Raw genomic sequence first — 23,191 nt, forward strand, 5'->3', positions numbered from 1 at the left:
TCTCTTCATTAATTGATAATACAATCAATGAAGAGAATTTTTTGATTTTTGCTATTAAAAAAGGATCTAGCTCAATTCTTCCTTAGCTTTATCGATTTGTGCTTGAACTTGTTTAAACCCAGTACCACCGTAAGAATTTCTTCTGGCGACGGCAACTTCTGGTTTCAAGACTTCATAGACATCTTCTTCGATCAAAGGTGAGATTTCTTTAAATTCAGCCATCGAAATATCTTGCAGATTCTTACCCGTTTGAATTCCTTTTAACACTAATTCACCAACAATACCATGGGCTTGTCTAAAGGGAATCCCTTTAGTAGCCAAGTAATCAGCCAATTCAGTCGCATTAGAAAAATCATGTGTTGTAGCTTTATACATATTATCTTTCTTAACTTTAACAGTTGAGATCATGCCATTGAACACTCTCAAAGCTGGCAAAATAGTTTTGACAGTATCAAAGACACCTTCTTTATCTTCTTGTAGGTCCTTATTGTAGGCCAAAGGTAAAGATTTCATCGTTGAAAGTAATCCGAACAGATGACCGAAGACACGACCACTCTTTCCACGGATCAACTCCGCCATATCAGGATTCTTCTTCTGAGGCATGATAGAACTTCCGGTCGTGTACTTGTCGCTCAATTCCAAATAATTGAATTCGTAACTGACCCACATGCTGAGTTCTTCACAGAATCGAGATAAATGTAGCATCAAAATTGAAGAATTACTCAAGAATTCCAAAGCAAAGTCACGATCAGACACAGCGTCCAATGAATTGCTATAAATATCACCAAATCCTAATTCGTCAGCGGTAAATTGACGATCAATTGGGAAGGTTGTTCCGGCTAAGGCTGCGGCACCTAAAGGCATAATATCAGTATGCTTTTCATTAAATTCAAACCGCTCAATATCACGTTTCAACATTGAATAGTAAGCCATCAAGTAGTGGCCGTAAGAAATTGGTTGAGCGTGTTGTAAATGAGTATATCCAGGCATAATTGTCTCAACATTCTCAGCCGCCAACTTAACCAAAGTCTTTTGAATCGTTTTGATTTCTTCAATGATTTTAGGCAAACGATTCTTAACATAAAGATGAAAGTCGGTTGCCACTTGGTCATTTCTAGAACGACCAGTATGTAACTTCCCCGCTACGGGACCAATTCGATCAGTCAAAATACTTTCAATATTCATATGGATATCTTCATTTTCGACTGTGAAATGGAGTTTGTTTTGGTGAAGATCTTTTTGAATATCTTCCAGTCCAGCGACAATTTGACTGACATCATCTGAACTCAAGATACCGGTCTTTTGCAACATTTTGACATGTGCCAAAGACCCTTCAATATCTTCATCAGCCATCAACTGATCAAAACTAATTGAAGCACCAAATTCATCTACCCAAGAATCAGCCTGAGCTGAGAATCTTCCACCCCACAGTTTTTCTGTGCTCATTGGTTGACCTCAGTTTGGTGAGTTTGGTTAGCCTTTTTTTCAGCAACCTTATTGGCTACTTGAGCAGAAACTTGAGTTGGTAGACCCCAAAGTTTGATAAATCCTTGTGCCGCTTCTTGGTCAAATGAATCAGCAGAAGTGTATGTTGCCAAATCTTTATCATAAAGTGAATTAGGTGATTTACGTCCTTGAACCCAGATAGTACCTTTAAAGAGCTTTAATTTAACTGTTCCATTGACCATCTTTTGACTTTCATGCAAGAAGGCCAACAATGAATCCATCAATGGTGAGAACCACAATCCGTTATAAATTGTGTCACTCAATTCTTTTTCAATATATGGTTTGAAGTGAGCCAAATCACGTTCGAGTGTCAAATCTTCAAGTTCTTTGTGAGCTTTCAATAAGACCGCAGCAGCTGGTGTTTCGTAAACTTCACGCGACTTGATACCAACCAATCTGTTTTCAATGTGATCAATTCTACCGATACCATTTTCACCGGCAACGACATTTAGTTCTTGGATCATATCAGACAACTTCATTTTTTCGCCGTCCAATGTCACCGGAACACCGTGTTCGAATTTAATTTCGATACTTGTTGGTTCATCAGGAGTTTTTTCAATTGGATTAGTGATGTCAAAAGCATCCTCCGGTGCTTCATTCCATGGGTCTTCCAATACTCCACACTCGTTAGCACGTCCCCAAATATTGGCGTCAATTGAATATGGTGAGTCCAAATCTATTGGAATTGGAATGTTATGTTCCCTAGCATATTTAATTTCTTCCTCACGTGACCAGTGCCAATCACGAACTGGGCCAAGCACTGTCATTTCTGGTGCCAAAGCGTGGATAGCAACTTCAAAACGAACTTGATCATTACCTTTTCCGGTACAGCCATGGGCAATGGCGACTGCATCATTTTCTTGGGCAATTTCTACTAATTTTTTACTAATAAGAGGTCGGGATAGAGCAGAGAGAAGCGGATAAACACCTTCGTAGAGGGTGTGTCCTTGTAAAGCTACTAATGCGTAATCATCAGCGAATTCATCCAAAGCATCAATGGCGATGGCATCAACCGCACCGGCATCGATTGCCTTGTTCTTGATAAACTCAAGATCTTTTCCTTCACCAACGTTAATACAACATGCAATGACGTCGTATCCTTTATTTTTTAGCCACGGAATCGCTACTGATGTATCCAATCCGCCTGAATATGCTAGAACTACTTTGTTTGTCTCTGTCATAATACTATCTCCCTTTATTAGAAAAAAATTAATTTATGAAAATGATATTAACACCATTAAAATTCATTTTCAACAACTAAATTAGAGGAAAATTAGAAATTCTAACTTTTTATAATATAATTTTTTATCTCTAAAGCTCAATGGTAAGCTTTTCCTTCGGTTCAACTTGATAATCTTTGTCATGATAAATAAATTTAAATTTACTATCAGATACTATCGAAAAATAATCTTGAGTGGCCAAAACTTTAATTTTTACACCTTGCCAAATCAGTGAATATTTCAAAGTTTCCCAAGTTTTAGGAAGCTGCGGTTGAATAGACAAATTGTCTTCGACGATTCTAACCCCACCGAATCCTTCAATCACGGTATTATAAATACCACCCATACTCCCCAGATGAATTCCTTTAACGGACGATTGCATGTTAGTCCCCAGATCAATCTGACAGGCATGTTCAAAATAGCTAAAAGCTTGTTCGTATAAGCTAAGATCATTTGCCAAAATAGCATGTGTTGAGTATGACAAAGAAGAATCATGGGTAGTTCGAGGTTCATAGAAGAACCAATTTTTCTTAATAACACTTGTAGAGAATTTATCTTCAAAAAGTTTCAATAATAGTAAGACATCAGCCTGCTTGGTAACTTGGATCTTATCCAATTGTTTCAAGTTGAAATCCTTAAAAATTTCTGAAGTATTATCCGATTCCTTATATTTTTGAACATTGATGGTTTTATAAGATAAATAATTGTCATCTTGAGGAATAATTTTCTCAGCATCTGGTTGTGGCAAGTACATCATTGAAGCTTTCTCAATCAGATCTCTAAATAGAGTCGCTAATGGTAATTTCTTATCCAAAGAAGTATATGTTGCCATATCATTTTGGCGCAAATCAGCAATTATATTGGCACCCTTTTCCATACACCAATGTGCCATGTAATTAGTAAAGGCATTGTTGTTAGCATGTTCCTTATACTCATCAGGACCAATCACATCAGTAATTTGATAACGATTTAATCTGGTACTCCATTCCACCCGACTGGCCCAGAATTTAGCACATTGTAAAATGATCTCATCACCCATACGTTTAGCAAATTTTTGATCATCGGTTGCTCTCAAATATTGAGAAACTCCAAAGGCAACATCACTAGTCACGTGTAATTCACTTTCACCTGATAAAATTTTCATCGGTTCGCCTGTGATAATATCAGCACCACCCCAAAGTGGCGAAGATTCAGCGTCAATTGGCATAGCAGCTTCCCAAGGATATTGAGCGCCTTGATAACCATTTTGGTGAGCTTTTTTGACTGCACCTATCAATCCTAGGTAACGATATTCCATTAAATTATGCGCATATTGTGGCAAATTAAAAGTAAAGAATGGCATCATAAACATTTCAGTATCCCAAAAAGCATGGCCTTTGTACCCCTCACCTGTCATCCCTTTAGCACCGATATTCATTCCAAAATCGTGCGGTGTATTAGAAATCAATTGATAACGAGCATAATTAACTGCAATTTGCGGTTTATTATTATGAGATTTAATCTCGACTAGACTCTTTTGCCAAAATTGTTCCTCCCAAACTCGACTAGACTCAGCTAACAAACTCGCATAGCTGGTCCGACCTAAGTGTTCCAATTCATGAATTGAGTCTCGACCAACGCCGTATCTAAGATCCTTATCCGTGCTGGAATAAACATTGGCATACTTCACGAAGGTCAAAGTTTGATTCTTTTCAACGCCGATTGAATAATTAGCAAAGGCTTGGCGCCGATTCAATTCCAAATGAGGATTCAATGACAATTCCACTTTATCCAAAAATAAACGATGATATTCCGTCAAGGCAAATTTAACCTTTGAATCTTGTGTTTGCGTCTGCATTTGTACAAAACGAGCTCTAAATAAACGTTTGCTGCCTTCAACCAAATGTTGAGTTCCACTATTAGTCATCTGCCCATCAATTCCCGATTTGATTTGAATCCTTACATTATTATTCAACGGGGTTACTGTCACCTTAGAAACAAATAGATGTAAGTTAGCCATTGAAACAAACCGTCGAAATTCAAATTTGAATTGTTCTTTATCAAACTTCCAATCAAATGAACGAGTTACTTCACCATTCTTCAAATTCAAACCACGTTGATAATTAGTAACCTCACCCTGATCCAAATTAAAAATTTTACCATTGATTTTAATTTCCAAATTGACAATATCAGGTAAATTGGGTAATTCGGTAGGTTCATCTTGAAACTTATCAAAAGTTCCTAATATAAACATGTCTCGCTTTTCATTGAGATAATGTTCCTCAAATGTCCCTCGAATACCTAAATAGCCATTACCTTGGAAAAGCAATGATTCAAATTTACTAAGGTTGTTTGTATTCGGAGTATTACTACCGATCCACCAATCATTATCTTTTTTCGTATCTACGCCAAATAACATATTAATCATCTTTCCTTAAGTCATCATTTGTTTAAACACATATTCGTTCTCCCTTCAAATATAATTATTTATTTTATAAATGGCAACAAAAAAGACATACTTTTTGACGGTATGTCTTCATTCATCTAGGCATTAATTAATTGATAGACTGCACCGATCATGCCGGCATCGTTTTTGAGCTTAGCAGCTTTCACAGGTGGCAAGTCTAAATTCTTGATACTATTGTGAATTTTTTTAACTTCCTCAATAGTTTTATTTAAGTTATCGATAAATTCAGTGTTAGCACTAATTCCTCCACCGATAATAACCACAGCTGGATCAAAAGCAACTTCAAGATTGATAATTCCTTTAGCCAAACTGTGATAATAACTCTTCAAAATATTATTGGCAAGAGCCTCTCCGGCATCAGCCCGTTTAAAAATCAAACGTGCATCGTCAACTGGTTGCTCACTAAATTGATTATAGCGTCTAATCAAACCAATCACGGTAGCACCGCGGAAATTTAAAGTTCCCATTTCCACATCAATATCATCATCTTCAACAATCATCCAACCGAACTCACCAGACCGAGCATGTGCTCCACGATAAATTTGATCATTGATCACTAAAGCACCACCGACACCAGTTCCTAAGACTAAACTGAGATAATCATGAATCCCTTGAGCAGAGCCAATCCATTTTTCGGCGACTGCTGCTGCATTAGCATCATTCTCAACCTTAGTTGGCAAACCAGTTTTTGCTTCAAGTAGTTCTTTCAAATTGATACCAGTGAAACAGGTAACAGCACCAGAAGTAGTTAAGAAACCATTCGCTTGGACAACCCCAGGCATACTAACTCCGATACCGATAATATTTGCATCAACGGATTTTATTTTTTCAACCGCTGCAACTAAATCATTCAGCAGACCCTCTTGGTCTGTATCTTTAGTTTTGAAACTAGCTTTGTTCGAAACAATTCCATCCTCATCGACCAAACCATATTTAACTGAGGTCCCACCAATATCAATTCCAATATATTTTTTCATTTTATTCAATCTCCGAACCATTGGTTTCAATTACATCTTTGAACCAATAAAATGAATCTTTCTTATAACGATCAAGTGAACCACTACCATCGTCTTGTTCATCCACATAGATCATACCGTAACGCTTGGACATTTGACCAGTACTTGCAGCTACCAGATCAATACATCCCCAAGGAGTATAACCAATTAAATTAACGCCGTCTTCTAAAACAGCTTTTTTCATTTCTCGAATATGATCAGTCATATAGTCGATTCGATAGTCATCATGAATTTGATTGTCGGCAGTCTTTTTATCAACTGCCCCTAGTCCATTTTCAACGATAAACAATGGTAAATGATAACGATCATTAAACCAGTTCAACGCATACCTAAGACCGACAGGATCAACTTGCCAACCCCAGTCGCTAGCTTTGACATAAGGATTATCCACTCGGTCATGGCTTTCGTTATATTCCAATTTACCCGTATCTTTAACAGCAAAGGACATGTAATAACTAAAGCCAATATAATCGACTATTCCTTCACGTAAAACTTTTAAATCAGCTTCAGTGATATCAATATCTAATTTTTTCTCTGCAAAACGATTCAACAACCATTTTGGATAAAATCCATTGGCGTGAACATCAGCGAACCAGAATCTCGTTTGCATAGCTCGTTGTGCAAAGAGGATATCTTCTGGTTTCGAAGTTAATGGGTAAATTGGCGTCATCGCAATCATACAGCCAATTTGGAAATCAGGATTGATCTTATGACCAATTTTTACTGCCTCAGCACTGGCAACTAATTCGTAATGAGCAGCTTGATACATTAATCTTTCATTGTTTTCATCAGCCTTAGGCATAATTCCAGAATCAGTGAACAAAGCGTGACTGGATTCAAAATCAGTTTGATTATTGATTTCGTTGAAGGTCATCCAGTATTTAACTTTGTGCTGATAACGTTTGAAAACAACTGTGGCAAATTTAACAAAGTAGTCAATTACTTTCCGACTACGCCAACCACCGTATTCTTTTACTAAGTGATAAGGCATTTCGAAATGGGATAAAGTAATGACCGGTTGAATGCCATATTTCAAACATTCGTCAAACATATCGTCATAAAATTTTAAACCAGCTTCATTCGGTTCCGCTTCGTCGCCGTTGGGAAAAATTCTAGTCCAGGCGATTGATGTCCGAAAGGCTTTAAAGCCCATTTCAGCAAACAATTTAATGTCTTCGGGATAACGATGATAAAAGTCGATTGCATTGTGGTTCGGATAAAATTCATTGGGGTCGATTCCATCGGTAACTTTTCGTGCTACACCATTGGCACCGATTGTCATTACATCAGCTGTACTTAAACCCTTACCGCCTTGGTCATATCCACCTTCAAGCTGGTGAGCAGCCACAGCCCCGCCCCATAAGAATCCATCCGGGAATGCTTGTCCTTTTAATGTCATGAAATGCCTCCGATTTTAATTTGGTTTGTGTATTGATGCCGTCTTCCGCAAAAAATCGATTGGGCTGGAACATAGCCGGCACAACTTTAAGCCAACGAAAATCACGTTGTCTTAAAGCTTGGCCTTTTCCTAAGTTGGCAGAATCCGCCAACTAAGGAAAATCTGGCTATTTAGCCCATCGATTTTTTACTCCAGACTAGTGAATCTATCTATTATTTTTTAATTAAATATCCTATTTCAGATTAATGTATCTGATATTTTGATCTGATTTTTATAACCAAATTTTATAGTAGCTTAATTGAACACCTACTTAGTAGACTTAAGCCATACTACATTGAAAACAAATACCTAGGGCTTAAAGATTGTGCTTGCTATGCTCTAGCTAATTTTTCTTTCTTGTGGAGAGTGGCATACTTAAGATAGCTTAAGAAAGAACGGTATCATCAGCAGGTGCTTCTTTTTTAGCATCTTTTTCAATTTCTTTTTCTTTGTCATTTGTTGATTCATCTTCATCAGGAATAATCATCTTGTTAGCAGCAAGAACAAATGGGAAGTACATCATTACGGACACTCCTAAACAAACAAATCCCATCAATAATCCGACCAAATTACCACCGGTTCCTAAGAATGGCAGCAATGGTCCCGGCGTGGTCCACGTCATACCAATAGCTGGCGACGGCATCCACTTCAGTACAATGGTTACTAAGTAACCGATCAAGATATTAACAACTGGTGTTAGGACGAATGGAATTGCCATAATTGGGTTCAAAACAATTGGCAAACCAAACATCAATGGTTCATTAATATTGAATAATCCCGGTACGAAGGCCATTTTAGCAATCGTACGGTAATCCTTTCTTCTGGAAACAAGGAAGATTGCAATGATAAGACCGAGGGTCATACCACTACCACCCATATTAGCGAAAACATCATTCATAATTCCCCAAGTAACTGGATGTGGAACTCCGGCAGTACTACCACCATGAGCAGCAATGAAAGTTTGGTTTGATAGATCAGCTTCGGTAAAGATAATTGATCTTAAAGCATTCAAAGTGTTTGGACCATGAATACCTACAAGCCATAGTAGGTTTTGAACGATAGCGATGATAATAACACCGTAGATATTTACCCCGATATGAGTCAATGGTGTTTGGATCGACTTGTAAATAACATCATTGATACCTTGTGGAGCAACTAATTGAATCAAGTAATTTAAGATTGAAGCAGTCATGATTACAATTACGATTGGAATCAAGCCATTGAATGAACGTGCAACAGCAGGTGGAACCATTTCAGGCATCTTAATTTGTAGTTTCTTAATTCTAGTAAGTTTTGGTAAAAATTCACCAACTAAACCACCACAGAGCATCGCAACGAACAAACCTTGTGCACCCATGTAAGTTGTTGGTAAGTATGTAACACCAGCTTTCATAATTGAAGGTGTATACATGATCATAAAGACGGCAATACCAGTCATACCGACTAGCATGTCATCGGCCTTGAAATGCTTGGCCAAATTTCTCGCAACTAGATAAGCAATGAAAATCGACATGATATTCATCGTTCCGTTAGTTACAGAAGTTAAAAGTTTTTGAGCTTCTTCCAAATGTGGGAAAAATTTCGGTAAGAATAAAATTTGTGCAATAAAACCTTGTTTTGAAAAAATAAGACTATTAATCAGAATAACAATTGAAGCAGCCATTGTTATTGGAAATGTATACATGAAAGCATCACGAACTGCAGCAATGTGACGTTGTTCATTCAACTTCGTTGCAAACGGTACGATGTGTTTTTCCATGAAAGCATTAAAACCATTCATCATAATATTTGTCCCCCCTTAATTAATTTACTCATTAAGTATAAAAAAGCGCTTACAAAAAGTGAAGACTTTGTAAGCGCTTTGGTTATTCGTACCTAACGGTTGCTTAATATTCCTAGTTGGGAACACTGTGTACCATAGGTAGATATTTTAATGTAATTGACGAGCAAGATCTTGACTATGTAATTCTTTTAACAGCCCATCAACCAAATAGACCGCTGGAACTTGACTTGTAAGGTCGTAATATTTGTGAATCCTGGTTTCCTCAATACTATACGACAACGCATAACGTCCCATTCTAGCAATTGGACTTTCAATGTTCCCCGTAATACTCGTAAGGACGGTATCTGCGGAATTAACAAAATTATTTAACATCTCGACTAATTCTGTCGTTTTTCCTGACACTGACAGCGTAATCAAGACATTATTAGACGCATTACTCAATTGTTGAATCAAAGGGTAATAAGGGTCCTTAACTGCAAAACAATTAAATCCTAGAGATGATGCTTGTCGTGCCGCATATTCCCCAATGGCACCTGAAGCACCCATACCGATAAAGACAATATTGTCAGCATCTAACATTAAATGTGCTACTAATTTGATCGTCTTTTCGATATTCTGTGGAAAGGCATCCCGAGTAAACATTGTTAAAATATCACTCTTAGATTCCATTAGATCTTGATTTTCACTTTTAAATGACACTTTAAATTCTGGAAAACTACTGTAACCAATCTTATGAATAAATCTCATCACTGATGAATTTGAAACATGTGCCCCCGTTGCCAGGTCACGAACGCGCATATATGGCACCTGCTCATCGTGATCAACAATATAACGATAAACCGCCATATCCACCTCTGACAACTTCTCTATATCTTTAAACCCAAAAAATGCCATCTAATTCATTCCCCTATTTCATCAATCTCGATAATACTGCCCGATATGTATTCGGCATTGTCCGCGCAACCATTACCATGCCATGATCCATAATTGAATTGTAATATCTACGTTTTGGTCTAGAATCAGTCGCAGCTTGATAGAATACTTTAGCTAAATCCTCAGAAGTTGCTCCGGTACTAATCTCTGAGAAAAGTTTTTCCACCTTATCAACCAAACCAGTATATGGAGAGTTTTTTAACAAATTCTTGCGAGCATTTTCCATCGCAATTTTACTCCACTCTGATTTGGTCAATCCTGGTTGAATCACAACTGAACGAATTCCAAATGGTTTAACTTCTTGATCTAAAACATCACTCCACATATTCAATCCAGCTTTAGTTGCGTGATACCAACCACCCAAAGGACTATAAACATCCGCCGCAATTGAAGAAATGTTAATAATTCGCCCAGATTTTTGACGTCTCATAACTGGTAAAACTAGTTGTGTTAATTGATTGACAGCGAATAAATTTACTTCAAATTGTCTTCTAGCATTCTCAATTGGTATTTCCTCTAAGGGACCATATTCTCCATAACCTGCGTTATTGATCAAGATATCAATTCGTCCCTGTTCCTTGATGACATGATCAACCAATCCACGAATGGATAACTTATCAGTCACATCCAATTTCTGCGTATGGATGCCTAGTTCATTCAAATCAATTAATCTAGCTATTCGTCTGGCACCGCCATATACTTCAAAACCTTGTTTTTGAAAGTACAAAGCTGCTGCCCGTCCCATACCTGATGAAATTCCTGTAATAATTACGACTCTCGTCATAGAAAGTTACCTCCGAAACATTACGTTATTCTTATTTTAGCGTAAACCATGCATGAAACCTAGATTTCTTGGTTTAACATCAAAATAATTTTGGACATAACTGTTTTTACTTTAAATGTGGAAAATAACTTAACTCTTTCTGCTTAAAACAAACAGACCCGTAGTAACCAGAAGATGGTTCTTACTCAAGTTCGATTATTAAATGGGATACATTTTCAAATAAATAAATCACACTATATTATTTATGAATCCTCAATTAAGAGATTCACAATAATATGGTGTGATTTTTATTTTAAATTAATAAGAATCAACCAGCTTTGTTGTGGCAGACGGAATTTTTAACCAAACATCAGAAACAGAAGATGATTAACAGACCTTTTTGCCTTAATGCTCAAGAACTGGCCATGTTATATCCCACTCGCTTTTATTACTATCTTTCAACTGTTTCCTCAACTGGTACTTCAATTTCAATTCTAGAGTTAGCCGGAACTTGATAATCTTGATTCTGATTAACAAATTCGATGCTATCCCCCACAACTTCGACTGACATTTTATCATTGACCACACAAACCTTTAGTAGGCTACCTTGCCAATTGATTTGGAATTTCAAATTCCGCCAAGTAGCTGGTAAGTGCGGTTCGATTCTTAATTTACCATTGGTAATTCTGACACCACCGAATCCTTCAATCGTCATATTCCAAATTCCACCACAGGCTGCCATATGTAATCCTTGAACTGATTTTCCAATATGCACACCTAGATCAGTTTCACAGGCCATTTCATAGAAATTATAGGCTGACTCATCTAGTTTTAAGTCATTGGCCAAAATGGCATGGGTTGAAAGTGAGAGTGAAGAATCATGTGTCGTTTTAGGTTCATAATATTCCCAATTACTCCGTTTGATATCATCATCAAACATATTCTCAAAAAGATAGATCAATAATAAAACATCTGCTTGTTTGGTTATCTGCATATCATTGACTTGAGATAAATTGTAATCCTTAAAAATATTACTAATTTGATTATTCAATTTGTATTTAGAAAGATCAATTATTGGTTTGGACAAATATTTGTCATCCTCAGGAATTACTCCATCAGCATTAGGTTGTGGTAAATAAATTTTGTTGACCTTTGATACCCAATCTTCATAGGCACCTACTAAATTTAATTTGTCATCTAGTTTTACATATAAATCAGGATGATCCTCTTTCAAAAGGTTAACAACTTTAATGGCCTTTTGAATGCACCATTGAGCCGTATAATTAGTAAAAGCATTATTATCAGCGTGTTCCTTATATTCATCGGGACCAATGACGTCAGTAATTTCATATCTATCATGATCCTGGTCATATTCCAAACGACTAGTCCAGAATTTGGCGGCGTCCAAAATAATCTCGTAACCCATATCTTCAGCAAACTTTTGATCATCAGTAGCACTCAAATATTCCATTGTCGCAATCACCACATCACTAGTAACATGTTGTTCAATAAATCCTGACCAAATTTTCATCGGTTCACCAGTTACAATATCAGCTGAACCCCAAAGTGGCGCTGTTTCACCATCACTAGGCCAAGCCGCTTCCCAAGGAAATTGTGAGCCATCATAATCATTAAATTGTGCTTTCTTATGTGCACCTTCTAATCCTAAATAACGATACTTCAGTAAATTACGGGCTACATTAGGCATCGTAAAGATATAGTATGGCAACATAAAGATTTCAGTATCCCAAAAAGTATGTCCCTTATAACCTTCACCAGTAATCCCTTTGGCTCCAATATTCATTCTCGGATCACGCGGTGTATTAGCAGCCATCTGATAACGAGCAAAGTTAATTGCTACTTGCGGATTAATATCGTCAGAATCAATTTCGACATAATTTTTTTGCCAAATATCTTTATTCCAAATTTTCTCCGATTTTTGCAATAATTCTTGATAATTTGATAAACAATTTTTCTTTAAGGCATTGACCGATAACTCGGCTAAATCATTGTTATCAACATCAGAATCAATGCTGGTATAAACGTTGGCATACTTCACCAAAGTAAATTTTTGTCCCTTGTTCAAATCAACATCATAATTCCCAAAAATCTGACGACGACCCATTTTAATAAATGGTTTGTTATTTAATAGAACTTCATCAATATAGGCCCGATGTCTGACATTAAAAACAAATTTGATATGCGACTGTTGAGTTTCCTCTTTCAATTGAATAAAGGTACCCTCGTATAATCGTTTGTCGCCCTCCATTAAGTGTTGCGTTTCACTGTTAGACTGTTGACCATCAATTCCTGATCTAATTTTGATGTTTAAATCATCACGATCAGATCCAATTTCCACTTTGGAAACCATCAGATGCTTGTCTTGCATCGAAATAAAGCGGGAAAATTTGAAATTGATTCGTTTATGGTTAATGATCCAATCAAATTCACGGATCAATTCGCCATTCTTCATATTCAAATACTTATGATAATTCTCTACTTGACCATCTCTTAAACATAAAGCCTGCCCATCGATTTTTATCTCCATATTTATTAAATCTGGCAAACTTGGTAATTCAGTTACTTCGCTTGGAAAAGCATCAAATGTCCCCGAAACAAACATATTACGTCTCTCATTAAGTTGATGTTCTTCTGCCGCAGCCCTCATTCCAAAGTATCCATTACCTTGAAACATTAAGGTCTCCATTTTATTAATCATTGTCGAATCAAAATCTTCAGTACCTATATACCAGCTATTCTTTTTATTTGTATCTACGCAAAATTTCATATTTCATCATCCATTCGTCATATTATTTTGCCTCAATACTAGTAATGTCGTTAACCTGTTTAAACTTCCTCATACATATTGTAAACGATTTCATCGATAATGTGAAAGCAAGTACCTAACTTTTTTTGAATTAATCCCACAAGTTACACTTGCTAGAAAAATCATCCAACGAAAAATTATTACTATGTGTCCAAATTATTGAGTTTAATCAATATCAGTTTATGACAGATGATTTAATTGTTTTTATCGATAAAAAACCTGATCAATTCATGTTTGTAAAAGAAATAAAAAACTCCACGTCAAAAAAATTTGACGTGGAGTTTTTTTTATCACTATTATATAAATAGTAATAATTCGTTATTTATATTTTTATACAAAAGATTAGACTAATAAAACCTCTAATCTAATTACTTTTTTAAATTCTATTATTATTTTCTTTAAGGTTCTTTAAAATCAATTCGCTAATTTCATTTAAATCAATTCCATACAAATCAGATAATACGAATAACAATTCTCCATCTATGATCTTGTTTTTATCAGTTTCAATCGTACTTAAAACTGAAGTTGATGTTGAAAAGTTATAGTTAGTTCGTACTGTATCCACGACCTGTTGCAAGGTTAATTCTTTAAAAAATCTTTTAGTTCTCAAATATCTTCCAATTGTCATCATATGTCAAATACAACCTATACCTTTCATATATGATATTTTAACTCAAAATATAACTTTTTCCAAAAAACTTATTGAAAAATTTGTAATTCTAGCTTAACATAAAGCTGTTCCTAAATTAAGGAAAGACACTTGGATAGGGGAATAAATTTATTATGTTCAATAATCAATATCTTAAGGCCTATTTCACTCTAAAAAACATCAAACAAAGTGATATTGCCAAACTACTAGAAAAATCAACTTCTACTATCCGTAGAAAAAATGACGATTTAGGATTTACGCAAAAGGAAATCCTACTGATTCGTGATAAATATAATATTCCTATAGAAGCTTTTTTCTACGACAGTACTGAAGATAAGGATACCAATACATTCTTATAGAAACCTTAAATCAGTTAAATGAGATGTAATTTATCAAAATGAAGCTGCCGATTCACAAAACAATTAACTCATAAATAAAATAATCCCTCATATTAACTGGAAGGCATCATGCCAAACCAATTAATATAGGGGATTTTTTATTTCCATATTAGGCTATTGATTAATATCCTGTTGCAATTGATTCAATTGACCATTGTCAGATAATTTTTGATATTGTTGATAAGCTTGATACCAATTACCATCACTAATAGCTTGGCGAAGCCCAGAATAATTATCGTTCGAAAAGATCTCTTGCGCAGCCTTTTCCGATTGATCTTTTGTTAATGATGAAGAATTCTCAATCAAATCCGCAGCTTGTTTCTGATTATCAGCCGCCGACATAATCTGTGACATTTTTTTCTTATTCAAAACTGAAGCGGCACGATCGATTTTTTCATCTTTTGCCACGTCGCCAGTTTTTCTTGATTTAACCTTTTTCACCAATTCTGATTTAACTACCTTGTCACTAGCCGTATCTTTGCCAGTTGCATTTCTTAAAACATTATTCAATGGAAAGAAAAACACGATACATAATACTAAAACTACTAAAATTGACACAATCGTAATAATTATTGGTTTCTTATTGCTTTTACGATGACGCATGTAACCACCCTTTTTCTTATAGATATATTAACACTCTTAATTTTAAAATTCATAAACATGTGTCTGGACAGTATGCACGAACTAAAAACCTGTTTCAATCCTTTCAGCAAACTAAATTCTAATAAAATTTATCATTTTTAAAATTTTTATTCATCGGACAAATTTACAGCTAAATAGGCTAGTATTTGTCCTATTTTTTACCCTTTTGGCATCAAATTTATCGTTGTAACGTTGCAGCCAAAAGGCATTAAACAGACAAATTGTCTTTTAAAAGCATAAATGATAACGCTCTCACCAATTTTGTAACGTCCTACACGCTGATGCCATAGACTTCCTCTGTATATTCTTATTTTTCGTTCAATTATTTTAATAATTCTTTAATTTAAAGACTTGTAAATTAGAAAAATGTTAATTATAATCAAAATCAATTATTAAGTATCTCAATTCAAACGTATGTGTGAGCCACTAACATGGCTAGGGAGAATAAGAGACAAATTAAAAAGCGGGAGGGGATTTCTTGGAATCCACATCAGAATTCTTAAATATAAAGGACGTCAGCACTGCTTTCAAAATCAATGGTAAGTATTACGATGCCATTTCTCACATCAACTTAGAGGTGCATCACGATGAAATACTTGCAATTGTTGGTGAATCTGGCTGTGGTAAGAGTACTTTAGCTACAACCATTATGGGATTACATGATCCAGCCGAAACAAAAATTTCTGGAGAAGTTGATTTCGAAGGCACTAATTTGTTAACACTCAATGAAGCTGGCTACAACAAGTTCCGGGGCGCAAAAATCGGTATGATTTTTCAAGATCCATTATCTGCTTTGAATCCACTTAAAAGAATTGAAGATCAAATCAGTGAAGTAATGGATTATCACACTAATTTCACCGCAGAACAAAAACATGACCGAGTTTTAGAATTACTTGATCAAGTAGGAATTGTTAATCCTAAAAGAACTGCTCATCAATTCCCTCATGAATTATCAGGTGGTATGCGTCAACGGGTCATCATTGCCATTGCCATCGCCTGTAAGCCCGATTTAATCATTGCTGATGAACCAACGACCGCTTTGGATGTAACCATTCAGGCCCAAATTCTCGACGTTCTTCGTGAAATTCAAAAAGAAAATCACGCTGGTATCATTTTGATCACTCATGATTTAGGAGTTGTTGCTGAAACCGCCGACCGTGTAGCAGTTATGTATGCTGGTCAAATTGTTGAACAAGGTTCAGCTGAACAAATATTCAACACGCCTAAACATCCCTACACTCGTTCATTGTTAAGATCAATGCCTCAATTGGAAAATCAAAATGATGATTTGTATGTCATTCAAGGCAATGTTCCTTCACTACAAAGAATGCCTCATGAAGGTGATCGTTTTGCTCCCAGAATTCCTTGGGTCCCTGAATCGGCTCATGAAAAAGATCCCGTGATGCATGTAATTGAAACTGGACATGAAGTTCGTTGCACCTGTTACAAAGAATTTAAGTTTCCTGATGAAGCGGAGGATGTGAAAGCATGAGTCTAATTGAAATCAAAGATTTAAAAGTTCACTATCCTATTCGCTCCGGTTTCTGGAACCGTGTGACTGACTCAGTTAAAGCTGTTGATGGTATCAGTTTTAATATTGAAGCCGGTGAAACTTATGGTTTAGTTGGTGAATCCGGTTCTGGAAAATCAACCACTGGTAAATCTGTCGTTGGTCTTGAAAAGGTTACTAGCGGTTCAATCATGTACAAAGGAAAAGATATCACCAAAAAATCAAATCGTAACCACCTCGATTACAATCATGATGTCCAAATGATTTTCCAAGATTCCCTTTCCAGTTTAAATCCCCGGAAGAGAATTGAAGATATTATTGCTGAACCACTACGTAACTTTGAACATCTTAGTAAAGATGATGAAAAACTACGAGTTCTGCAATTATTAGATATTGTTGGTCTTGATGCTGATGCCTTATACAAGTACCCCCACCAATTCTCTGGTGGTCAAAGACAACGTATCGGTGTTGCTCGAGCGGTTGCTACTAACCCCAAATTGATCATCGCTGACGAACCTGTTTCTGCTTTGGACCTTTCTGTTCAAGCACAAGTTTTAAACTTTATGAAAAAAATCCAACGTGAATTTGGTATCTCTTATCTCTTCATTTCTCATGATCTAGGTGTTGTCAGACATATGTGTAATAACATCGCCATCATGAACCGCGGTCGTTTAGTCGAAATTGGTACTCGTGATGATATTTATAATCATCCCTTACATATTTATACCAAACGACTCCTAGCAGCTATCCCTGAAACTAATGTTAGTCAACGTAAGGCTCACCGTGAGGCTCGTTTAGCCGTTGAACAAGTTTATCGTGAACAACAAGATAAATATTATGACGAACACGGTGACGCTTATCCTTTAGTTCAAGTATCACCAACGCATGCAGTGGCTTTACCTGAAGCATTGGCCCAACAAATCGTTCAAGAAGGAGAGGTAAAAGCATAATGTGGAAAACAATTCTCCGTCGTATCTTAATTATGATTCCTGAAATTATTATCCTAAGTATTTTAGTTTTCCTATTAGCTAAGGCTATGCCTGGTGATCCGTTCACCGGTTCCATTAACCCGAAAGCCGATCCCGCTCAACTTCACCACTTAATGAAAATTAATGGCTTGTACGATCCTTGGTATCAACAATATTGGAACTGGGTCGTCCACTTGTTCCACGGTAATCTGGGAAATAGTTACCAATACCAAGAACCAGTTACTCGTTTGATTGGTGGTCGTGCCATCAACACCCTTTGGTTAGCTTTATTCACAACCATTTTAACTTACTGTATTGCTTTACCAATGGGCATGTATGCAGCTAAGCATGAAGGTAAACTACCCGATAGCATTATCCGAGTTTATACCTATGTTACCTTCTGTATTCCCTTCTTCGTTATCTTAGTTATTGGCGTTTGGATCTTCGGATTCGTTCTTGGTTGGTTCCCTACAACTGGTTCAATCTCTTCAACTGCCACACCAGGAATTCAATCAGTTGGTTCTCGTATTTACCATATTTTGCTACCTGGTATCTTGGGTGCCTTGTTTGGAACCGTCAATGTCGTGCAATACCTTCGTTCTGAAGTTATTGACGCTAAACGTTCTGATTATGTCAGAACTGCCCGTTCTAAAGGCGTTCCAGAAAAAGATATTTACAAACATCATATCTTTAGAAATTCGCTCCTACCAATTGCTGCTTTTGCAGGTTACTCAATTACCGGATTGTTGAACGGTTCCCTATTTACCGAAACCGTCTTCTCATACCCTGGTATGGGACTACTCTTCATCAACTCAATTAGTTACCGTGATTACACCGTTATCACCGCACTTGTTTTAATTTATGGAATTTTAAATCTATTAGGAACTCTACTTTCAGATATTATTCTTAGTATCGTTGATCCTAGAATTCGAATTCAATAAGGGGGCCGTTAATTATGGAAGAAAATTTAAATAAACATTCAAATATTTCTGCGGCCGACTTGGATCGACTTACTAAAGAGGCCAGTGAAGAGGCTACTCCTTCATCAGCCAAAATCATCTGGAACGAATTTAAAGCTGATAAACCAGCCATGGGAGCCTTAATAATCGTTATCGGTTTTATCCTTTTCGTTATGATTGCGGCGTTATTTATTAACACACCGAAAATGATGGAAACCAATATTATGAATTACAACGCCGCACCGGGATCAAATGGTTTCTTATTTGGTGCTGACACTGGAGGCCGTTCAGTCGGTCAGCAATTGATTGTCGGAGCCAGAAACTCAATTGGTATCGCCATTGGTTTGACATTAATTTCATCAACTTTTGGTATCTGTTGGGGATTAATCTCTGGTTATTTCAACGGTTATATCGACTGGGGTATGCAACGTGTGTATGACTTCATGATGATGCTACCTATGACTATGATGATCATTGTTTTAGTTACCATCATCAAAAATTACAATGCCGTCACTTTGACCTTCATCTTTTCAATTTTTTATTGGGAAGGTACTTCCCGTCTGATTCGGTCACGGACTCTTTCAGAATCTGAGAAGGACTACGTTGCTGCTGCTAAAACATCAGGAACTAGTAATTTCAAAATTATCTTCAAAGAGATCATGCCTAATATTTCTTCATTGATTATCGTTGATACAACTTTATCCTTTGCTGAAAATATTGGGGTTGAAACTGGACTTTCATATTTAGGCTTTGGATTACCCATTCAAACACCATCACTTGGTACTTTGATTGCTAATGCTAATGATCCTAATAACATCACACAATACTGGTGGACTTGGTTACCTGCCGCTATTTTGATTATCATTCTTTGTTTATCGATCAGTTATATCGGTCAAGTTGTCCGTCGTTCAGCTGATGCTTCTCAACGTCATGGAATTACAGATTAATTTAATCAAGAAATAATTTTAGGGAGATGGTGCCTACTAATGATTGAATTTTGCACCATATTACAAAGTATTTAGGGTTATAAATTTTAAGGGGGAAACACACAATGGTTAAAACCAAAAATAAACTTGTTGTCGCTGCAGTTACCTTTTTAGCTGTTTTGACACTTGCCGGTTGTTCTAACAACAGCTCTTCATCCTCAAACGCTGCTGTTAAGTTCTCAACTACTTATAAAAATTCAGACGCAACTGATAAAACTGCTACTAAGAACGGTACTTTGAAACTGGCTTTGGTCAGCAATTCACCTTTCCAAGGTATTACTGATCCTCAACTAGCTTCTAATGCTTCCGATTCTATGGCCTTTGCACCAGGTAACTTAAATAATTTATTCAAATATGATAAGAACTACAAAATCATCTCCGGTGGACTTGCTGATCAAAAGCTTGACCGTTCAGCTAAAACTGCTACCATCACTATCCGTAAAAATGGTAAATGGTCCAATGGATCACCTGTCATTGCTAAAGATATTGAATACGCTTATGAAGTCTTAGGCAACAAGGATTCAACTTCAAGTCAATACTCATCTGACTTTGAAAACATCGAAGGTATGGCTGCCTATCATAAGGGAACTGCTGATACTATTTCTGGTATCACAATGCCTGATGGTGAAAATGGTAAAGTTGCCGTTATTCACTTCCAAAAGATGTCACCAAGCATGCAGTTCGTTGGTAATTCATATATTTCACAATATATTGAACCATATGAACACATCAAGAACATTCCTATCGCTAAACTTGCTTCATCAGCTCCCGTCCGTAAGAACCCTATCTTTACCGGTGCTTACAAGCTAGATAAAGTTGTTGAAGGTGAATCAACTAGTTGGTCACCAAACAAGTTCTACTACGGCAAGAAAGCTCAAATTGGCCACATTACTATCAACGTTGTTTCTTTGAACAATATTGACAAAGCTCTTCAATCAAAGAAATATGATTCTGTTGTTCCATTCCCCGCCGCTTCCCTTGGTGGTACTGACTACAAGAACTTAAAGAATGTCAAAGGCTTTACTAATGTCGGCGAACCTTCATTAGGTTATAGCTACTTTGCCTTCAATTTAGGTCATTTCGATACTAAAACTGGTAAAAACGTTGAAGATCCAAGCAAGAAAATGTCTAATAAGAGCCTTCGTCAAGCTATGATGTACGCTCTAAACGTTGATCAAGTTTCTAAGAAATTTGGTAACGGCGTTAAACAACGTGCCAATACTTTAATTCCACCAGTCTTCCAAAAATACTATGATAAAAATGCTGCTGGATATGCTTTAAACATCAAGAAAGCTAACAAGTTACTTGATGATGCTGGATACAAGAAACGTAACGGTAGCAAGTGGCGCTCAGATCCACAAGGCAAACCACTTACAATTCACTTCGGTGCTATGTCAAGTAACGCTACTACTGAAGCTACTTACCAAGATTACTTACAACAATGGCACAAAGTTGGTTTGAACGTTAAGTTGGTTAACGGTAAACCAATTGAAACAAATAGTTTCTATGACACACTCCAAAAACCTAGTCAAAACACTATGGATCTCTGGTTAGGTGTTTGGTCACTATCATCAGAACCTTCACAATCACAACTATATGGTGAAACTGCTCCATTCAACATGGGTCACTTTGCTACTGCTAAGAATACTCAATTGATCAACAAGATGAATGATAGTTCTGCTTGGAACGACAAGAGCCGTACTAAGACATTCAAGGATTGGCAAGAATATATGAACAGTCAAGCCGGTGTTGTTGGTGAACAATTCTCATATGCATGGCAACCAGTCAACAACCGTGTGAAAGGCTTTAACATTAGTCCTGCTAACGATGTTGACTTCTACAGTAACCTTACATTGACTTCTTCAAGTATGAAGTAGTCAATGGTACCTCGTTCATTATCGAATTAACCATTCTCCCATTACACACACATAAAAAATGGTTAATAGATTTGAATTATAAAACCTCAAAAAAGGCTGAAACTTCTTGGATAATTCCCGATCCAAGTTGCTTCAACCTTTTTGTCTGGTCTAAGATTCTTACTGAAGTTCGATTAGAGCATAAATCAACGAAGTTGTCATTATGCTGCCGTCTTCCACAAAAATCGAAATTTGTCTGGAACGTAGTGGGCACGACTTGGAGCCAACAAGAACCATGTTGTCTTCAAGTTCGGCCTTGTTCTAAGTGGGTTCCCCACTAAGAACAACTTCACTACTGAGCCAATTTCAATTTTTGTTCCAGACTAGATAGTTGTTTCTATTTTTAGTTACTTAAAATATTTTAAAAGTTTCTAATTTGTTTAGTTTTATAATTAAAGACACAAATAGTCCATATTATCTGACATTATAATCAGTTAATATGGACTATTTGTGTTGAAAATATTATGTAAAATCAATAAATGAAAAATTATTTTTAACTAACAAAATAATTAAAATGTTATTTAGTCTGGAGTAAAAATTGGGAATGGCTCAGCTGTGAAATTATCCTTAGTCAGCGATTTGTGCTGGCTTAGGATAAGACCGAGCTTGAAGACAACCGGTCTTTGGTTGGCTCCAAGTCGTGTCCACAGCGTTCCAGCCAATTCCCGATTTTTACGGAAGACGGGAAGTTAAACACGCTCCCGCTCTAACCAAACTTCAGAAAAAGAACCAATCTAATTCAACTTGATATCCTTATTTAACAAGTATCCTGAATCATCAATGATCCTTAAAATAACTTCAACTAATTTATTATCAACATTACTTTCTCTGCGTAAGAAGGTGTAGTTAAAACCTTTATCTTGATAAAGCCTAGTTGACTGATCATTAAAATCATTGACCGAAACAATTCTGATCACACCATTAGCTTCCATTGCCTGCATCAATTTAGTTGTTATTTGTTCCTTATTAGTTGCTTCGGTAATATCAAACACAACATCCTGATCTTCAGTGGCGGCCTCCAAATCAGATAAGTTATTACTGTCACCAACGATTACACTTGCCTGAGAACTTTCCAAATCATTGATCGACCTATCTTCATCTAAAAACATTGTTAACTTAGTATCCGCAAACGCCTTATCATATAAAATTTGTTGCTCAACTAATTGAGCAATCTTACTATTCGCACCTAAAATCAAAACATTCATTGGCAACCTCCTACTTAACTACTAAA

The 23,191-nt window shown here is 36.4% G+C and carries 18 protein-coding genes; 6 read left to right on the forward strand and 12 right to left on the reverse strand.

The window, feature by feature from the left end; translation table 11 throughout:
* Positions 1 to 66 precede the first annotated feature (66 nt).
* The 10 genes from argH to IV57_RS08340 form a co-directional block, all read right to left on the reverse strand.
* On the reverse strand, positions 67 to 1,446 hold the full coding sequence (gene argH, locus IV57_RS08295; RefSeq protein WP_057881057.1) for an argininosuccinate lyase: 1,380 nt from the start codon (positions 1,444 to 1,446) through the stop codon (positions 67 to 69).
* Positions 1,443 to 2,690 carry an argininosuccinate synthase gene (locus tag IV57_RS08300; RefSeq protein ID WP_275472415.1) on the reverse strand — a complete coding sequence of 416 codons (1,248 nt, stop codon included), beginning with the start codon at positions 2,688 to 2,690 and terminating at the stop codon, positions 1,443 to 1,445. The genes argH and IV57_RS08300 overlap by 4 nt, the downstream gene beginning before the upstream one ends.
* A gap of 127 nt (positions 2,691 to 2,817) precedes the next feature.
* A complete protein-coding gene (locus tag IV57_RS08305; RefSeq protein ID WP_057881059.1) occupies positions 2,818 to 5,124 on the reverse strand; it encodes a glycosyl hydrolase family 65 domain-containing protein in 2,307 nt (768 codons plus the stop codon).
* A 125-nt stretch (positions 5,125 to 5,249) separates the two neighbouring features.
* Complete coding sequence (locus IV57_RS08310) at positions 5,250 to 6,149, reverse strand: ROK family protein (protein WP_057881060.1); 900 nt, start codon at positions 6,147 to 6,149, stop codon at positions 5,250 to 5,252.
* A gap of 1 nt (position 6,150) precedes the next feature.
* A complete protein-coding gene (locus tag IV57_RS08315) occupies positions 6,151 to 7,587 on the reverse strand; it encodes a 6-phospho-beta-glucosidase (protein ID WP_057881061.1) in 1,437 nt (478 codons plus the stop codon).
* A 424-nt stretch (positions 7,588 to 8,011) separates the two neighbouring features.
* Positions 8,012 to 9,406: a PTS sugar transporter subunit IIC gene (locus tag IV57_RS08320; protein ID WP_083488934.1), complete on the reverse strand. Its 1,395-nt coding sequence runs from the start codon at positions 9,404 to 9,406 to the stop codon at positions 8,012 to 8,014.
* Positions 9,407 to 9,556: 150 nt separating this feature from the next.
* Positions 9,557 to 10,303 (reverse strand): MurR/RpiR family transcriptional regulator, encoded by a 747-nt coding sequence (locus IV57_RS08325; protein ID WP_057881062.1) that lies wholly within the window; start codon positions 10,301 to 10,303, stop codon positions 9,557 to 9,559.
* 13 nt (positions 10,304 to 10,316) lie between these two features.
* Positions 10,317 to 11,126, reverse strand: a complete 810-nt coding sequence (locus IV57_RS08330) for an SDR family NAD(P)-dependent oxidoreductase (RefSeq protein ID WP_057881063.1) — start codon at positions 11,124 to 11,126, stop codon at positions 10,317 to 10,319.
* A 430-nt stretch (positions 11,127 to 11,556) separates the two neighbouring features.
* Complete coding sequence (locus IV57_RS08335) at positions 11,557 to 13,893, reverse strand: glycoside hydrolase family 65 protein (RefSeq protein WP_057881064.1); 2,337 nt, start codon at positions 13,891 to 13,893, stop codon at positions 11,557 to 11,559.
* Positions 13,894 to 14,308: 415 nt separating this feature from the next.
* Entirely contained in the window at positions 14,309 to 14,563 is a 255-nt protein-coding gene (locus IV57_RS08340) for a hypothetical protein (RefSeq protein WP_057881065.1), read from the reverse strand.
* 152 nt (positions 14,564 to 14,715) lie between these two features.
* On the opposite strand from IV57_RS08340, the gene IV57_RS08345 reads away from it, so the two are divergent.
* Positions 14,716 to 14,940 carry a hypothetical protein gene (locus tag IV57_RS08345; RefSeq protein ID WP_057881066.1) on the forward strand — a complete coding sequence of 75 codons (225 nt, stop codon included), beginning with the start codon at positions 14,716 to 14,718 and terminating at the stop codon, positions 14,938 to 14,940.
* A 153-nt stretch (positions 14,941 to 15,093) separates the two neighbouring features.
* Here IV57_RS08345 and IV57_RS08350 read toward each other — a convergent pair whose 3' ends face one another.
* On the reverse strand, positions 15,094 to 15,582 hold the full coding sequence (locus IV57_RS08350) for a hypothetical protein (protein ID WP_057881067.1): 489 nt from the start codon (positions 15,580 to 15,582) through the stop codon (positions 15,094 to 15,096).
* Positions 15,583 to 16,099: 517 nt separating this feature from the next.
* On the opposite strand from IV57_RS08350, the gene IV57_RS08355 reads away from it, so the two are divergent.
* The 5 genes from IV57_RS08355 to IV57_RS08375 all read left to right on the forward strand — a co-directional run bounded on the left by IV57_RS08355 (position 16,100) and on the right by IV57_RS08375 (position 21,921).
* Positions 16,100 to 17,113, forward strand: a complete 1,014-nt coding sequence (locus IV57_RS08355; protein WP_057881068.1) for an ABC transporter ATP-binding protein — start codon at positions 16,100 to 16,102, stop codon at positions 17,111 to 17,113.
* Positions 17,110 to 18,081: an ATP-binding cassette domain-containing protein gene (locus tag IV57_RS08360; RefSeq protein WP_057881069.1), complete on the forward strand. Its 972-nt coding sequence runs from the start codon at positions 17,110 to 17,112 to the stop codon at positions 18,079 to 18,081. Before IV57_RS08355 ends, IV57_RS08360 begins: the two co-directional genes overlap by 4 nt.
* A complete protein-coding gene (locus tag IV57_RS08365) occupies positions 18,081 to 19,040 on the forward strand; it encodes an ABC transporter permease (RefSeq protein WP_057881070.1) in 960 nt (319 codons plus the stop codon). The genes IV57_RS08360 and IV57_RS08365 overlap by 1 nt, the downstream gene beginning before the upstream one ends.
* A 14-nt stretch (positions 19,041 to 19,054) precedes the next feature.
* Positions 19,055 to 20,005: an ABC transporter permease gene (locus tag IV57_RS08370; protein WP_057881071.1), complete on the forward strand. Its 951-nt coding sequence runs from the start codon at positions 19,055 to 19,057 to the stop codon at positions 20,003 to 20,005.
* A 104-nt stretch (positions 20,006 to 20,109) separates the two neighbouring features.
* The gene (locus tag IV57_RS08375) at positions 20,110 to 21,921 is read left to right on the forward strand and encodes an oligopeptide ABC transporter substrate-binding protein (protein ID WP_057881072.1); all 1,812 of its coding nucleotides are present in this window, start codon (positions 20,110 to 20,112) and stop codon (positions 21,919 to 21,921) included.
* Between the two features lie 773 nt (positions 21,922 to 22,694).
* Here the strand turns inward: IV57_RS08375 and IV57_RS08380 are convergent.
* Positions 22,695 to 23,165 carry an NAD(P)H-binding protein gene (locus IV57_RS08380; protein ID WP_057881073.1) on the reverse strand — a complete coding sequence of 157 codons (471 nt, stop codon included), beginning with the start codon at positions 23,163 to 23,165 and terminating at the stop codon, positions 22,695 to 22,697.
* Between the last annotated feature and the right edge of the window lie 26 nt (positions 23,166 to 23,191).

Origin of the sequence: Companilactobacillus kimchiensis (assembly GCF_001438805.1) — a bacterium.
In the GTDB taxonomy this organism is placed as follows: Bacteria; Bacillota; Bacilli; order Lactobacillales; family Lactobacillaceae; genus Companilactobacillus; species Companilactobacillus kimchiensis.